This window comes from Flavobacterium profundi, from assembly GCF_006491645.1.
GTDB lineage: Bacteria > Bacteroidota > Bacteroidia > Flavobacteriales > Flavobacteriaceae > Flavobacterium > Flavobacterium profundi.
Genome location: NZ_VDCZ01000001.1, coordinates 519,319 through 534,147, shown reverse-complemented (window position 1 = coordinate 534,147; position 14,829 = coordinate 519,319). Strand labels below are relative to the sequence as shown.

16 protein-coding genes are annotated in these 14,829 nt (G+C 30.7%); all 16 read left to right on the top strand.

What is annotated here, in order from left to right; all coding sequences use genetic code 11:
- Nucleotides 1-13 precede the first annotated feature (13 nt).
- The 16 genes from FHG05_RS02640 (at nucleotide 14) to FHG05_RS02565 (ending at nucleotide 14,820) form a co-directional block, all read left to right on the top strand.
- Nucleotides 14-1,168 (top strand): hypothetical protein, encoded by a 1,155-nt coding sequence (locus FHG05_RS02640; protein WP_140996441.1) that lies wholly within the window; start codon nucleotides 14-16, stop codon nucleotides 1,166-1,168.
- Nucleotides 1,169-1,205: 37 nt separating this feature from the next.
- Entirely contained in the window at nucleotides 1,206-2,549 is a 1,344-nt protein-coding gene (locus FHG05_RS02635; protein ID WP_140996440.1) for an APC family permease, read from the top strand.
- A 21-nt stretch (nucleotides 2,550-2,570) separates the two neighbouring features.
- Nucleotides 2,571-3,584 carry a type II glyceraldehyde-3-phosphate dehydrogenase gene (locus tag FHG05_RS02630; RefSeq protein WP_140996439.1) on the top strand — a complete coding sequence of 338 codons (1,014 nt, stop codon included), beginning with the start codon at nucleotides 2,571-2,573 and terminating at the stop codon, nucleotides 3,582-3,584.
- An 11-nt stretch (nucleotides 3,585-3,595) separates the two neighbouring features.
- Entirely contained in the window at nucleotides 3,596-4,657 is a 1,062-nt protein-coding gene (locus tag FHG05_RS02625) for a class I fructose-bisphosphate aldolase (protein ID WP_140996438.1), read from the top strand.
- A gap of 70 nt (nucleotides 4,658-4,727) precedes the next feature.
- Entirely contained in the window at nucleotides 4,728-5,642 is a 915-nt protein-coding gene (locus tag FHG05_RS02620; protein WP_140996437.1) for an alpha/beta hydrolase, read from the top strand.
- Nucleotides 5,632-6,606 (top strand): ATP-dependent 6-phosphofructokinase, encoded by a 975-nt coding sequence (locus FHG05_RS02615; protein WP_140996436.1) that lies wholly within the window; start codon nucleotides 5,632-5,634, stop codon nucleotides 6,604-6,606. The genes FHG05_RS02620 and FHG05_RS02615 overlap by 11 nt, the downstream gene beginning before the upstream one ends.
- A 3-nt stretch (nucleotides 6,607-6,609) precedes the next feature.
- Complete coding sequence (locus FHG05_RS02610) at nucleotides 6,610-7,872, top strand: MgtC/SapB family protein (protein WP_140996435.1); 1,263 nt, start codon at nucleotides 6,610-6,612, stop codon at nucleotides 7,870-7,872.
- Nucleotides 7,873-7,877: 5 nt separating this feature from the next.
- A complete protein-coding gene (locus tag FHG05_RS02605) occupies nucleotides 7,878-8,882 on the top strand; it encodes a 2-hydroxyacid dehydrogenase (protein ID WP_140996434.1) in 1,005 nt (334 codons plus the stop codon).
- Nucleotides 8,883-8,890: 8 nt separating this feature from the next.
- Complete coding sequence (locus tag FHG05_RS02600) at nucleotides 8,891-9,721, top strand: universal stress protein (protein WP_140996433.1); 831 nt, start codon at nucleotides 8,891-8,893, stop codon at nucleotides 9,719-9,721.
- Nucleotides 9,722-9,731: 10 nt separating this feature from the next.
- Nucleotides 9,732-10,286, top strand: coding sequence for an ion channel (locus tag FHG05_RS02595; protein ID WP_181369131.1), 555 nt, complete (start codon nucleotides 9,732-9,734; stop codon nucleotides 10,284-10,286).
- Entirely contained in the window at nucleotides 10,279-11,118 is an 840-nt protein-coding gene (locus FHG05_RS02590; RefSeq protein WP_140996431.1) for an ATP cone domain-containing protein, read from the top strand. Before FHG05_RS02595 ends, FHG05_RS02590 begins: the two co-directional genes overlap by 8 nt.
- Before the next feature lie 13 nt (nucleotides 11,119-11,131).
- The gene (locus FHG05_RS02585; RefSeq protein WP_140996430.1) at nucleotides 11,132-12,505 is read left to right on the top strand and encodes an MBL fold metallo-hydrolase RNA specificity domain-containing protein; all 1,374 of its coding nucleotides are present in this window, start codon (nucleotides 11,132-11,134) and stop codon (nucleotides 12,503-12,505) included.
- Nucleotides 12,506-12,526: 21 nt separating this feature from the next.
- Nucleotides 12,527-13,075, top strand: coding sequence for an AAA family ATPase (locus tag FHG05_RS02580; RefSeq protein WP_140996429.1), 549 nt, complete (start codon nucleotides 12,527-12,529; stop codon nucleotides 13,073-13,075).
- Between the two features lie 14 nt (nucleotides 13,076-13,089).
- Entirely contained in the window at nucleotides 13,090-13,779 is a 690-nt protein-coding gene (locus FHG05_RS02575) for a hypothetical protein (protein WP_317130124.1), read from the top strand.
- Between the two features lie 5 nt (nucleotides 13,780-13,784).
- Nucleotides 13,785-14,087 (top strand): phosphoribosylpyrophosphate synthetase, encoded by a 303-nt coding sequence (locus FHG05_RS02570; RefSeq protein WP_140996428.1) that lies wholly within the window; start codon nucleotides 13,785-13,787, stop codon nucleotides 14,085-14,087.
- Nucleotide 14,088: 1 nt separating this feature from the next.
- Nucleotides 14,089-14,820: a PPK2 family polyphosphate kinase gene (locus tag FHG05_RS02565; protein WP_140996427.1), complete on the top strand. Its 732-nt coding sequence runs from the start codon at nucleotides 14,089-14,091 to the stop codon at nucleotides 14,818-14,820.
- Nucleotides 14,821-14,829: the final 9 nt, after the last annotated feature.

The window sequence follows — 14,829 nt, the reverse complement described above, 5'->3', positions numbered from 1 at the left end:
TAAATAGATTAAAATGAAAAAAATCATATATATCGTAATCTTATTTTCTGGGCTAGCAAATGCTCAAATTACACCAGAATTTGAAATTGGAACTAAAGGTGTTTTTTCGGGAAATTTAAACATCAATTCAGATGAACCAAGTGCTGTATCAGATTTTTCGGACACCCAGTTATTAATGGGCTTACGTCAAAAACTTTATAATAATTGGAGAGCACAATTTGTTTTAGGGCTTCAATTCCCAGATGCAAACTCTAAACTCGGAGAAGTGTTTTACAATAATATTTTTATTCGTTTAGAAGATCAAAAAAACATAGTAAAACTTGGTAGAACTCTCGCTAAAACAAACTTAAATCAATTTCCTACACTTCGAGATGATGATGCACAACAATTTACCTATGCTTTAAATCCATTTTCGGATGGCGTAAATACAGAATGGGATCAGTATGCTAATGTATTAGAATATGCACATATATTTAAACAACGTTTTTTTATTTCTATGCATGGTGAAAATTTTTATAATAGTTTGAAACCAGATGATTTTAGATTAAATTCAATAGGATTATCACTTATGTATAAAGTTCCATCAAGTCAAAGGTGGAATAGAGATGTAATTCAAGAAATAGGTTTAAGTTATAACAACTACTTTACTGACAGAATTGGTTACTCAAGCGATTTTGATGCTTCTGTTAAAAATCTTCTGTTTAGTACAACATTGAACTTAAAACCAGATCCAATAAATTTTATCGACTTTAGATTTCAAGCCATTCAAAATTTTGGATGGAATGAAGTGCGTGCATTGAACGACTATTTTGATTATACAAGAACAGAATCATCAACCTTCTTTGGTACGTTTCGTTATTTAAAACAAAAGTTAGAAAGACCTAATTATCAAATATCTATTGGTGGTGGATACAAATCTTTACCCAATTTAGAAGTAGATTCGAGTCAATTAATATTTATAGCAAATAGTTTTTATCGTATTGGAGAAAATTTTGATATTGGGTTACAATATCGTTATACTGAAAATAGGGGTTTTACTGAAGGTTTATTTGGTAAGAATGAGCATCGAATTCAATTGGCATTAGTATATTCATTTAATAAAATATTCAATAAGCAGTTTGGTGATAGAGAAGACTTGCTGAATTTAGAACATAATTATTTAAGATAAATATAATCCACTTATAACAAGAAAAAATAAAATCAAATTGAAAAATACTACTGATAAAAACAATAAGCTTTCGCTAATAGGTTCAATATCTCTTGGTACAGGAGCAATGATTGGAGCAGGCATATTTGTCCTTATGGGACAGATTGCAGAATTGGTAGGGGATTTATTCCCAATTGCTTTTATTGCAGGTGCTGTTGTTGTAGGTTTTAGTTCTTATTCCTATGTTAAGTTCTCAAACGCTTTTCCTTCCTCTGGTGGTGTTGTCAAGTTTTTAAATAAATCGTATGGTCCTGGAACTACAACTGGTGTCTTTTCATTATTAATGTACGTTTCGATGGTCGTTTCACAGAGTTTGGTAGCTGGTACTTTTGGGTCCTACACACTTCGGTTATTTCCAGAACGTTTTGCAGATTACGCTTCTATTCTCGGTGTGTTTCTTTTGGTTGTAGTATTTATCGTCAATGTTTTAGGAAACAAAGTGATTGGAACAACAGCTACTTTTACAGCAATTATAAAGGTACTCGGTATCGCATTACTTGCAATTGCAGGTTTAATAGTTTCAGGTTTTCCAGATATTACTGGAAATTACATCCCAAAAAACACCGAAAAATTGCCAATAGGAATTGGTTTTATTGCTTCATTAGCATTAGCAATTCTTGCTTACAAAGGGTTCACTACTATTACAAATCAAGGTGGTGATATTGCTAACCCACACAAAAACCTAGGACGATCTATAATAGCATCTATTTTTATCTGTACTATTATTTATGTCGCTTTAGCACTTGCTGTTGCAGGAGGATTAAGTATACCTGAAATAATTATGGCAAAAGATTATGCTTTAGCAGCAGCTGCAGAACCTGTTTTTGGGAAATGGGGTACTTGGATTACCGTTGCTATTGCAATTATTGCAACCTTTTCAGGTGTCATTGCAAGTGTGTTTTCTTCCTCTCGGTTATTGGGTATGTTGAGCAATATGAAACAAGTTCCTTCCTTAAAAAGACTTGGAAATTTTAAAAATCCTGCACTCATATTTACAGTTTCTCTTGCAATTTTACTAACAATTTTGTTCGATTTAACGAGAATTGCATCCATTGGAGTTATTTTTTACCTAATTATGGACATTGCAATACATTGGGGACTTTTCCGTCACCTTAAAAAGGAAGTGGATTTCTTTCCTATAATACCAATTATGGCAATTATTATGGACGCAGCAGTACTTTCAGCATTTCTTTTCGTAAAATACATTAACGATCCTTTAGTGCTTATAGTAGCAGCAATTGGAATTATTCTAATGATTGTTTCAGAACGTATTTTTATGATTTCACATACAGATGATGATGGCGACATGCAAATGGGAATGGAAACTAATAATAAAACATAATTAATTTAAAAATAAAATTACATGAAAAATATTGCAGTTATAGGATACGGAGTAATTGGAAAAAGAGTGGCTGATGCTATAAGTAAACAAGACGACATGAAGCTTTCAGGAGTTTGTGATATCATAAGCGATTGGCGCATTCAAAATGCCGTAAGAAAGGAGTATGATATTTATGCGGCAACTCCAGAAGCAGCAGATAATATGAAAGCTGAAGGAATTACTGTAAAAGGTAATATGCAGTTGCTTATAGAAAAATCAGATCTCGTTGTAGATTGTACACCAAAAAAAATTGCAGAACAAAATGTGATAATTTACAAAACACAAAATATAAAATTCATTTTACAAGGTGGTGAAAAACATGAAACTACTAATCATTCATTTAGTGCCGAAAATAATTACCAATCAGCATTAAATTTAGAGGCAACTAGAGTTGTTTCCTGCAATACTACTTCCATTTTAAGAACATTAACAACTTTAAAAAAAGCTGGCTTATTAGAGTATGCGAGAGGAACATTGTTGAGAAGAGCGACTGACCCTTGGGAAAGTCATTTAGGAGGTATAATGAATACTATGGTACCCGAAAGAGAAATTCCAAGTCATCAAGGTCCTGATGCAAAAAGTGTAGACCCAGATTTAGATGTGATTACTTCTGCTGTAAAAGTACCCGAAACGTTAAGTCACATGCATTATTGGAATGTAAAATTGAAAAAAAATACTACTAAAGAAGAAGTGCTAAAAGCTTTTAAGACATCCAGTCGTATTAAACTAATTCGCTACGATCAAGGTTTGGTTTCTAACAACACCATTAAGGAAATGTTCTTGGATATGGGAAGACCATGGGGTGATATGTACGAAGTGGCTCTTTGGGAAGATATGCTAAAAATAGTGGGCGATGAACTTTTCTATGCCTATGTAGTAGATAACCAAGCTATTGTTATTCCTGAAACTATCGATGCCATTCGTGCACTCACAGGAATTGAAACGGATGCATTAAAATCCATTACGAAAACCAATATAAGTTTAGGAATAAATTAAATGCTATTGAGATGAAAACAAATGAGAATATAACAGGAATTCTAGGGAAAAAAGCGTCATTTTATTTAGACCATGTTTGTAAAAAGATAACCAAGGATGAATTACAAACACCATCTAAAACAAGTCTTGATAAAATATTTATTCAAAGTAATAGAAATCCTCAAGTACTTCGCAGTCTTTCGCAATTATACAATCATGGAAATTTAGGTAAAACAGGTTATTTAAGTATTCTTCCAGTGGATCAAGGTATTGAGCATAGTGCTGCCTTTTCTTTCTATAAAAATCCAGATTATTTTGATCCAGAAAATATTATAAAATTGGCTATAGAAGCGGGTTGTAATGGTGTAGCATCAACTTTTGGTGTACTAGGTCTTAATGCTAGAAAATATGCACACAAAATTCCTTTCATTGTAAAAATTAATCATAATGAATTATTGACTTACCCTAATAAATATGACCAAACACTATTTGGAAAGGTAAAATCAGCTTGGGATATGGGTGCAGTTGCAGTTGGTGCAACCATCTATTTTGGTTCAGAAGAGAGCAACAGACAACTCAACGAAATAGCCGAAGCTTTTGAAGAAGCACATAATTTAGGAATGGCAACTATCTTATGGTGTTACCTTCGAAATGATGCTTTTAAAACAGATAAAGAAGATTATCATGCATCAGCTGATTTAACTGGGCAAGCCAATCATTTAGGTGTTACAATACAAGCAGATATCATCAAACAGAAACTCCCAACAAATAATTTTGGATTTAAAAATATCGGTTTTGGTAAATATGATGATGAAATGTACAAAACACTCACTACAGATCATCCTATAGACCTTTGCAGATTACAAGTCGCTAATTGCTATATGGGCAAAATAGGATTAATTAATTCTGGTGGCGGTTCTAATGGTGATTCTGATTTGATTGAAGCTATTACAACTGCAGTAATAAATAAGCGTGCCGGTGGTTCAGGTCTGATATTAGGTAGAAAAGCGTTTCAAAAGCCATTCAATGAAGGAGTAAAAGTATTGCAATCTGTCCAAAGTGTATATTTAAATGATAAAATTACAGTAGCATAGCTAATAATGGATAGATAGCTTTAAAAAAATGTATTACATAAAAATAAGTAAAATCTTAATATTTGTAAAAATGATTTTATTAATTGTTTTTTTAACTCTTACTGTATCAATTGTCATTATTGGTAGTAATGAATATTTTAAAGTAATTAATGCTCCTAAATACAATCCTGAAATTATGCAATTAAATTACGAAATTATGGGTTCAGGTGAAAAGACATTTGTATTTATTCATGGATTAACAGGATCTAAAAATTATTGGAAAAAAGAATTAGAAACCATTAGTAAAACACATCAAGTACTGTTAGTGGATCTATTAGGATTTGGAGACTCACCGAAACCTAATTGTAATTATAGTCTTAACATTCAGTTAGAAGCATTGGAAAGAATAATTAACAAAGAAAGTTTTAATAATGGTAAAGTTATTATAGTTGGTCACTCTATGGGAGCTATTATTTCAATGGCTTTATTAGAAAAGAATCCTTATTGGTTTAAAACAGGAGTTTTTATAAGCACTCCTGTTTATAAAAATGCAGATGAGTTTAAAAAGATTATGTCTAAAAATTCTTTTGTTGACAGAATTTCTACAGGTAAATTCTCAAAATACTTGTGTATGATTCACCCAGTTTTTATGTCAAGCGTATTTAAACCAGATAACTTAACAAATGAAGTTTATGAAGATGCAAAAAAACATAATTGGCAGAGTTATTATTATTCACTAACAGAAGTCGTTTTAAAAACAGATTTAAATTCATTAGCAAATACAATTAAAGAAAAAGAAGTTCTTTTTATTCATGGTAAACAAGATAAAATAGCACCTTTAAAAAATGCTTTACAATTATCAAAAGTATTTACAAAGGCAAAATTTATATCTTCTAAAGAAGGTGATCATCAATTCTTTCTAAAAGAAACAAATTTTGTCTGGCAGACCATAAAAAATCATAGCTTTTCAGAAAAAAACCAAAAATTAACATTTAATGAAAACTAATTTAATTAAACATATAGCCGTATTTACATCTGGAGGAGATAGTCCAGGAATGAACGCTGCTTTGTATGCAATAGCAAAAGCAGCAGAAAAAAATAGTATAAAATTGACAGGTATTAAAAAAGGATATGAAGGGTTAATTGATGGCGATTTTATTAATTTGGAAGCACACCAACTACAGAAATTAACTCAAAAAGGGGGTACTATTCTAAAAACGGCTAGAAGCAAGCGCTTCATGGAATTGGAAGGCAGAAAAAAAGCCCTAAAAACGCTAAAGGAAAACAACATTGATGCCTTGATTGCCATAGGTGGAGATGGTACTTTTAGAGGATTGCTGGCTTTTTCTGAAATATGTGATATCCCAGTTATTGGTATTCCAGGAACAATCGACAATGACATTTGTGGTACAGACTTTACCCTAGGTTTCGATTCTGCTGTAAATACAGCTATCGAGAATATTGATAAAATACGGGATACAGCTGAATCACATAACCGTGTATTTATTGTAGAAGTGATGGGCAGGGACTCTGGTTACATTGCTATCTATTCAGGATTGGTTGTTGGTGCTGATGCTATTTTGATTCCGGAAAGTGCTCAAGATTATATTCAATTATTGAATAAAATTAAAAACTATGAAAGTGAAGAAGCTTTTATTGTGGTTGTATCTGAAGGAGACGAATTGGGAGCTGAACTGGTTGCAACAAAAATCAAGGAAATGAATTCAGATGTTGAATTGCGTATAACCCGAATAGGACACGTACAACGAGGTGGCAATCCTACTGCTTTAGACAGAATGTTGGGTATTAGATTTGGAGTAGCGGCAGTTGAAGCTCTCATACAGTCTAAAAAGAATGTTATGGTTGGTATTGTAAAGAACCAATTACATTTCACTCCTTTTGAAGAGGTAATAAAACAACACCAAATTAACAATGAATTAAAACAACTTTTAGTATTATTTGAAAAGTAAAAAATGACAGAAACCTTACAAAATATTAATCCTTTTATACTTGGACTACTTATTAGTTTAGGCATTGGTCTTATTCTGGGATTGGAACGTGAATATGATAAACTGAAAGAAGAGCAGGGTTTTGCTGGTATAAGAACTTTCCCTATTGTCGCAATTATTGGTTTTATTTTAGGGAACATGTCTATAACTTATAATACTCCTTGGTTTGTCATTATTGTCTCAGCAACATTTTTATTATTTCTGGCTTTTAGTCATCTTTCTATTGTTCAAAAACATTTAATGACGGGGATTACTACTAATATGGCATTATTTGTGACATTAATTTTAGGTGTTATGGTTGCTAATCATTTGCATAAGGAAGCCGTGGCTACTGGAGTAGTTGTGGCTACTTTATTATCACTAAAAACCACTTTTAATACTTTTATAATAAATATTACTTCTGAAGAACTTTTCGCATTTATTAAATTTTCGATTATTGCGCTTCTAATTTTACCTTTTTTACCTAATCAAAACTACGGACCAGAAGGTTTGTTAAATCCTTTTGAAATAGGTTCCATTATAGTTATTGTATCATTTTTGAATTTTATTGGATACTTTCTTGTAAAATATGTAGGTTCTAAAAGAGGTATCTTACTCACAGCAATTTTAGGCGGATTAATTTCTAGCACCGCAGTAGCTTGGATCTACGCTTCCCGAAGTAAGGAATCTCCTGAACTCTCAAAAAAGTATGCAGCAGGTATAATTATAGCTTCTGCCATAATGTTTCCAAGATTAGCAATATTAGCTTACATTTTCAATAAGGCTATTCTTTTTTATTTAATAATTCCTTTCACTATACTAACTCTTATATGTTTAGTTAGTGTACTTTTTTTTATCAAAAAAGATTCATATGTAACAAAGACAGATATAAATCTGGGTAATCCACTTAATATCTTGAATGCTTTTGGATTTGGAGTTATTTACATCATAATCCAATTTGTGGTTTTTTATGCAAATGACTTTTTTGGTCAAAGTGGTTTATATTATTCTGCTTTATTTGCTGGATTAGCTGACACAGATGCAATCACAATAAGCATGGCAAAATTTGGTTCTTTAGAAGAAAAATTAAAGCTAGCTACCAATGTCATTATTACAGCAACTTTAAGTAATATGATTGTTAAACTTGCAATTACTTATTTTAAAGGTTCACTAAAGACAAGAAAATTAGTAATACTAACTTTTACTACAGTTGTAATTGTCGGTATTGTATACATATTAATTAAATAAAGAAAATGAAAACAACCCTATTTAGTACCCATAAATTTGAAGAGCAATATCTTGTCAAAGCCAATAAAGGAAAGCATGAACTAAAAATGCTTGAGACTCGCTTAACTAAAGAAACAGCTATACTTGCAAATGGCGCTATAACGGTAAGTTTATTTACAGGTGATGATGCTTCAGCTGAAGTAATAAAAGAATTGAACGATTTAGGAGTCAAAAATATTGCTTTGCGTTCAGCTGGTTTTAATCACGTTGATTTAGAACAAGCTGCAAAATTAGGGATCAAAGTTGCTCGCGTTCCAGCATATTCTCCTTATGCTATTGCAGAACATGCCATTGCTTTAATATTGGCTTTAAACAGAAAATTAATTAAAGCTAATAATAGAGTTCACGAACAAAATTTTTCATTAAATGGATTAACAGGTTTTGACCTTAATGGAAAAACGGTTGGTATAATAGGAACTGGTAAAATTGGAGCAGTTATGGTTAAAATTCTTCATGGTTTTGGTTGTAAAATCCTGGCTCAAGATATAGTTGAAGATAAGAGTTTAATACATTTATATGGAGTTAAATATACAGATTGCGAAACCATTTGTAAGCAATCGGATATTATTAGTCTGCATTTGCCATTAACACCTTCAAGCAAATATTTGATTAATAAGCAACATATTTCACTCATGAAACATGATGTAATGCTTATAAACACCAGCCGTGGTGGATTAATTGATACAAAAGCAGTTATTGAAGGACTGAAAACTAAAAAAATTGGCTATTTCGGAATAGATGTTTATGAAGAAGAAGAAGGATTATTCTTTGAAGACCATTCTGAAGACATTTTACAAGATGATGTAATTGCTCGTTTGATGACCTTCAGCAATGTGTTAATCACAAGTCATCAAGCATTCCTAACAGAAACTGCACTAACCAATATCGCTGAAACCACCATATATAATCTAGACTGTTTTGAAAAGCAAATAAATTCAGGAAATGAGGTAAATATAAATGGTTCAAAATAATAAATAAAATGAAAAACATACTTGTACCCACCAATTTCACCGAAAACTGCCAAAAAGCTGCAGAACTTGCCATTGAAATAGCCAAATTATATAATTCGGAAATTCATTTTTTACACTATATAAAAACACCTGTAGATTGGGTAAAATTAGATAAATTAAAAGAAGAAAGATACCCTGAAACTTTGAAACAAATTGGAAGTGCTAAAGCAAATTTGCGAGAATTAGAAAGAAGTGCAGAAAATCAAGGACTTAAATGTCGAACTTTTCTTCAATATGATGTAGATGATAAAAGTATTTTAGACCATTCTGGTCATTTTCAACACGATTTTATAATAACAGGAAGTAGTGGAACAAAGGGAGTAATTAGAGAAATATCAGGTAGTAATGTTGAAGATATTGTACGTAAAGCTAAAGTTCCAGTTATAGTCGTTAAAGATGAAGAAATAAAATTTCCATTTAAAAGTATTGTTTTTGTTTCAAATTTTGAAGAAGATGTAACTAATGCCTTTAAACAAGTAATTTCAATAGCTAAAAAATGCAGTGCAAAAATTCATTTATTACAAATAAACACAAAAACAGATTTTAACAGTGTTGAAAGTAGTTTAACAAATATCGATTTACTATTGAAAAAATTTCCAGATTTTAAAAATTATTCAAAAGCAGTTTATAATGAAGATTCTGTAGAAATTGGTATTAATACATTTATAAAGCAACAACCAGTCGAATTAATAGCAATGGTTACTCATGGTAAAACAGGTTTTTTAAGTTTATTTTCTAAAAGCATAGCAGAAGGAATAACAAATCATTCAAATTTACCAGTAATGACAATACTTATTTAAAATTATAATGATGTCAAGTAGTCTAAATTATATCAAAGAAAAAGCATTTTATAAAATGCTTTTTGGAAAAACAGCATTTCCAATTATCATTATTGTTGGAATCGCATTAATTTATGTTGTTTTAATGACGATGATAGACCACAGTACATTACCTTTTCATATTGTAGTTGCAGTTGCAGCATTAGTAAAAACCATCGTAATTACCCTAACTACTTTAAAGAAGCTCTCAAAACTTATAAAAATTTGCCATTCATTAGAGCGATTACTAGTGATTTTTGGATTTATAATAGTAATTATTATTTTCTCCTTTGCAACAGATTATACTTGTTTATATCAATTCAATCAAACCGCTTTTGAAGGTGTTCCAGACTTTTCAAATACATATCTATATAATATATATCATTTCTTTTATTTCAGCGTAATTACATTTTCAACAGTAGGTTTTGGTGATATTACTCCAGTATCAGATGTTGCTAAATTTGTTATCATGCTTGAAATATTTTTAAGTTTTTTTATTATAGTTTTTGCATTAACAAATATCAAAAAAATACATCTAAATGAATAATATAAACATCATAAAAGCAAACGGAGATAAAGCTCTTTTTCAAGTTGAAAAACTTATCTATTCTTTAAGACGTTCTCAAGCTAACGAAACACTTATTCAACAAATTGTAGAGCAAGTTGAAGCTGTACTTTATGATGGTATGACAACCAAACAAATTTACAAGATGGCTTTTAAAATGCTTAAAGGCAAGTCTTCAGTGAGTGCCTCTCGTTATAAACTTAAAAAAGCACTTATGGAATTAGGTCCTACTGGTTTTCCTTTTGAAAAATTAGTTGGTAAACTAATGGAACATGAAGGTTTTGCTACAGAGGTTGGGGTAATTGTACAGGGTAATTGTGTGCAGCATGAGATAGATGTAATAGCTCAAAAAGAGAACAACCATTATATGATTGAATGCAAATACCATAGTGATCAAGGTAGATTTTGTAATGTAAAAATTCCTTTATACATCCATTCGAGATTTTTAGATGTAGAAAAACAATGGGAACGTCAAAAAGGTCATGAAGCAAAACTTCATAAAGGAGGAGTTTATACCAATACTCGATTTACTACAGATGCCATACAATATGGCAAATGTGTTGGTTTACTAATGACAAGTTGGGATTACCCGTATGGTAATGGTTTAAAAGACAGAATAGACACCTCTGGTTTGCACCCATTAACCGCTTTAACAACCTTAACAAAAAACGAAAAAACAAAATTATTAGACAAAGGAATAGTGCTTTGTAAAGAGCTTCACGAAAACCCAACTATTTTAGACCAAATCGGTATTCCAAAAACAAGGCAAAAAAATATTTTAGATGATTCAAATGATTTATGTAGTAACCATTAAATAGTATTGACAAATGAAAAATAATAAAATTAACATTCACTTTTTGGGTGCAGCAGGCACAGTAACTGGCTCAAAATATTTAGTAGATACAGGAGATAAAAAAATATTAATCGACTGTGGACTTTTTCAAGGAATAAAAGAACTACGTTTAAAAAATTGGGAATATCCACCTGTTAATGTTTCAGAAATTGATATTGTATTGCTTACTCATGGTCACATGGATCATACGGGTTATCTTCCAAGATTAGTTAAACAAGGATTTAATGGTCCAATATATGGAACCAATCCAACTTTAGATATCGCAAAAATCATACTAAATGATAGTGCCAAAATACAAGAACAAGAAGCAGAACGTGCAAATAAGGAAGGCTACTCAAAACATAGTCCTGCAGAACCGTTATACGATTTAAAAGATGTAGAAAATACATTACCTCACTTTAAAGCGATACCTCAAGCACAATGGATTCCATTATTTGAGGGTATAAAAGCAAGATTTCAATACAACGGACATATTTTAGGAGCTACATTTATCGAGTTAGATATTCACGGAAAAAGACTTGTATTCTCCGGAGATATAGGAAGAACAAATGATTTATTATTATATCCTCCATTAAAACCTAAAAAAGCCGATGTTCTTTTCATAGAATCAACATATGGTGGAAGATTTCATCCAGATGAAATAGAAGCTATTCCGCAAATAGAAAAATTAGTAAATGAAACCATTAATAATGGAGGTAGCTTATTCATTCCAAGCTTTTCTGTAGAAAGAGCACAACTAATGATGTTTATTTTTTGGAAATTACTCAAAGAAAAGAAAATACCAAAAGTGCAAATGATAATGGATAGTCCAATGGGTGCAAATGTTTTAGAACTATTTCATCGCACAAGAGATTGGCACAGATTGAAAGATAATGAATGCGACGAAATGTGTGCTAACTTCACAGTTGTAAGTAGTTATCGTGAAACATTAGAATTACGTGCTGATAATAAACCAAAAATTGTAATAGCCGGAAGCGGAATGCTTACGGGTGGTAGAATGCTCAACTATCTAGAAACACAAGCGCAAAACCCTAACAACACCTTGCTTTTTGTTGGATATCAAGCTGAAGGAACTCGTGGAAGAAAATTATTAGAAGGTAATAAAGATTTAAAAGTGTATGGTAAAATAGTGCCTTTTAATATGCAAGTAGCAGAAATCGAAGGATTATCAGCTCATGCAGACCATGCTGAACTAATAGGATGGATGAGCAAATTAAAGAAAAAACCAGAAAGAATTTTTATTGTACACGGTGAAAATGAAGGTGCAGTGGCATTGCAAAAAGGGATAAAAGAAAGTTATGGTTGGGATGCTGAAATACCGCAACTCTACAGTATTGAAGAAATATAATGTTGAAACAAATTTAATAGCATGAAAAGTATAACAAACGACACAAAACAGACCAATTGGTATGTCATAACTGGTGGTCCAAGTACAGGTAAAACTACAATAATTGATTTACTTCAAAAAAAAGGATACAAAACCACTATAGAACATGCCAGACATTATATTGATACGATGCATGATGATGGACAGACTGTTGAAGAAATTAGGAGTAATAAAAGAAAATTTCAATTAGGTGTTTTAGACATGCAAATTGAACAAGAAGCTTCACTTAATAAAGAGGACATGGTCTTTTTAGATAGAGCAATTCCAGATGCACAAGCATATTATCAATTTTTGAAATTAGATTATGATGAGAAATTAACAAAAGCAATAAAAGAAGTTTCTTATAAAAAAATCTTCATTTTAGACAGATTACCTTTTACAAAAGATTATGCAAGAACAGAAAATGAAGAAGACCAAAAAAATATTCATCAGTTAATAATTGACGTATATAAAAATCTAGGTTTTTCAATTGTTTTTGTTCCGGTTTTACCTCCTTTAGAAAGGGTAAAATATCTATTAAATAATTTATAAAACAAACCAAAACAATGGCTAACAATAACCATAAACAAACTTCTTTTAGTAAAGCAAAAATAAAGCTTTTAGTATTATTTATGATTGGAATATATTCAAATGCACAATCACAGGGCACTATGTTTATTGATCAAATTGAAGGCAGAACAATTACAAGAGAAAACTTCAATGAAAAGGGTGATTTACTAAATAAGCAAATCTTTGAAGCGGGAAAAGTTATTAAAAAAAATGGTAATTATGCGATAAAGGTCACAACAGAATTATTTGATAAAAATAAAATAGCAACGGATAAATATGAAACAATCTATAAATGTAAACCGGACAAATTTAGTATTGTAGTATTTGTTTTTCCGTTTGCAAATCCAAAATCTAAAGAAACTGAAATAAGTTCAAAATCTTTAAATTTTAAAGAATTGTACAATATAGAAAAACTAAATAATGTGGAAATAGATTTAAGTTTTGATTCAGGATTGATGAATTTTTTGGGTTCAAAGAGTACCATAAAAATTTATGATAGAAAAAAAGAAATAAATGGCACTAATTTAAGCATAAAGTCAAAAATTAATATTAAAGCTTACACTTTGGGTATAAGAGTAAAACAATTGAATTATACAATAACTGAAAAGTTAAATTCAGATGGTTTGCTCTCTTATCAAAAATTTATCGAAAAGGATGGTAGCTATTTCACAATGTACTATAAATAAAAAAAATGACAAATTACGACACGCTTTCAGAAGCAATAAACGATTTAATAAGTAGAGGTTATACCTATGATTTCAATTTGAATCCTGATTGCATAAAATGTGCTTCACTTAAAATTAAAATACATCCTGAAGATTTTGAGGTTGATGCCTTTTATCGATTTGAGGGAATGAGCAGTACAGATGATAATAGTATACTATATGCAATATCATCTAAAGAAGGAATTAAAGGTTTATTAGTCGATGCTTATGGTATGTATAGCGAAAATTTAAATGAAGAAATGATACAGAAACTTACAATAAAACACTAAAATGAATACTCTTAATGATATTTCAGTAGAACCCGTAAACAATCTGTCTAAAGATGTAGCAAAGGAAGCATTAAAAAAGTTGCGAAAAGAACTTTTTGAACTGCAAAATAAGTTTTATGCAGATGGAAGATTTGCTTTACTTATAATACTACAAGGAATGGACACTTCTGGTAAAGATGGTACAATAAGACATGTTTTTAGTAGTATGAACCCACAAGGTGTTCAGGTAAAATCTTTTAAAAAACCAACAGAAGAAGAATTAAGTCATGATTTTTTGTGGCGAGTATATTCACATGTTCCACCAAAAGGTGTAATTCAGATTTTCAATCGTTCTTATTATGAAGATATCATCATGCCCATAATAGAAAATAAAAGTTCTGATAAAATGATGATACATCGCTGTAAACTTATTAAAAACCTTGAAGAGCATTTTGAGCAAAATAACATTACTGTAATCAAGATGTTTTTACATATATCAAAAGAAGAACAAGAAAAAAGAATTAAAGAAAGATTAACCAAACCTCATAAGCGATGGAAATACAGCAAAGAAGATACTAATGTAGCTAAATTATGGCATAAATATCAAACGGCTTATAATAGCATAATTAATAATTGCGATAGTCCAGATTGGAATATAATTCCTGCAAACAAAAAATGGTATCGTAACTATCAAGTAGCAAAAATACTAACAGAACATTTAAAAAATCTTAATCTAAAATATCCAAATAACTAAAGAATTTAT

Bases quoted from the DNA above. Each gene is read 5' to 3' on its own strand.
- FHG05_RS02640 (WP_140996441.1), top strand. From the start codon at position 14: ATGAAAAAAATCATATATATCGTAATCTTATTTTCTGGGCTAGCAAAT.
- FHG05_RS02630 (WP_140996439.1), top strand. From the start codon at position 2,571: ATGAAAAATATTGCAGTTATAGGATACGGAGTAATTGGAAAAAGAGTG.
- FHG05_RS02625 (WP_140996438.1), top strand. From the start codon at position 3,596: ATGAAAACAAATGAGAATATAACAGGAATTCTAGGGAAAAAAGCGTCA.
- FHG05_RS02620 (WP_140996437.1), top strand. From the start codon at position 4,728: ATGATTTTATTAATTGTTTTTTTAACTCTTACTGTATCAATTGTCATT.
- FHG05_RS02615 (WP_140996436.1), top strand. From the start codon at position 5,632: ATGAAAACTAATTTAATTAAACATATAGCCGTATTTACATCTGGAGGA.
- FHG05_RS02610 (WP_140996435.1), top strand. From the start codon at position 6,610: ATGACAGAAACCTTACAAAATATTAATCCTTTTATACTTGGACTACTT.
- FHG05_RS02605 (WP_140996434.1), top strand. From the start codon at position 7,878: ATGAAAACAACCCTATTTAGTACCCATAAATTTGAAGAGCAATATCTT.
- FHG05_RS02600 (WP_140996433.1), top strand. From the start codon at position 8,891: ATGAAAAACATACTTGTACCCACCAATTTCACCGAAAACTGCCAAAAA.
- FHG05_RS02595 (WP_181369131.1), top strand. From the start codon at position 9,732: ATGTCAAGTAGTCTAAATTATATCAAAGAAAAAGCATTTTATAAAATG.
- FHG05_RS02590 (WP_140996431.1), top strand. From the start codon at position 10,279: ATGAATAATATAAACATCATAAAAGCAAACGGAGATAAAGCTCTTTTT.
- FHG05_RS02585 (WP_140996430.1), top strand. From the start codon at position 11,132: ATGAAAAATAATAAAATTAACATTCACTTTTTGGGTGCAGCAGGCACA.
- FHG05_RS02580 (WP_140996429.1), top strand. From the start codon at position 12,527: ATGAAAAGTATAACAAACGACACAAAACAGACCAATTGGTATGTCATA.
- FHG05_RS02575 (WP_317130124.1), top strand. From the start codon at position 13,090: ATGGCTAACAATAACCATAAACAAACTTCTTTTAGTAAAGCAAAAATA.
- FHG05_RS02570 (WP_140996428.1), top strand. From the start codon at position 13,785: ATGACAAATTACGACACGCTTTCAGAAGCAATAAACGATTTAATAAGT.
- FHG05_RS02565 (WP_140996427.1), top strand. From the start codon at position 14,089: ATGAATACTCTTAATGATATTTCAGTAGAACCCGTAAACAATCTGTCT.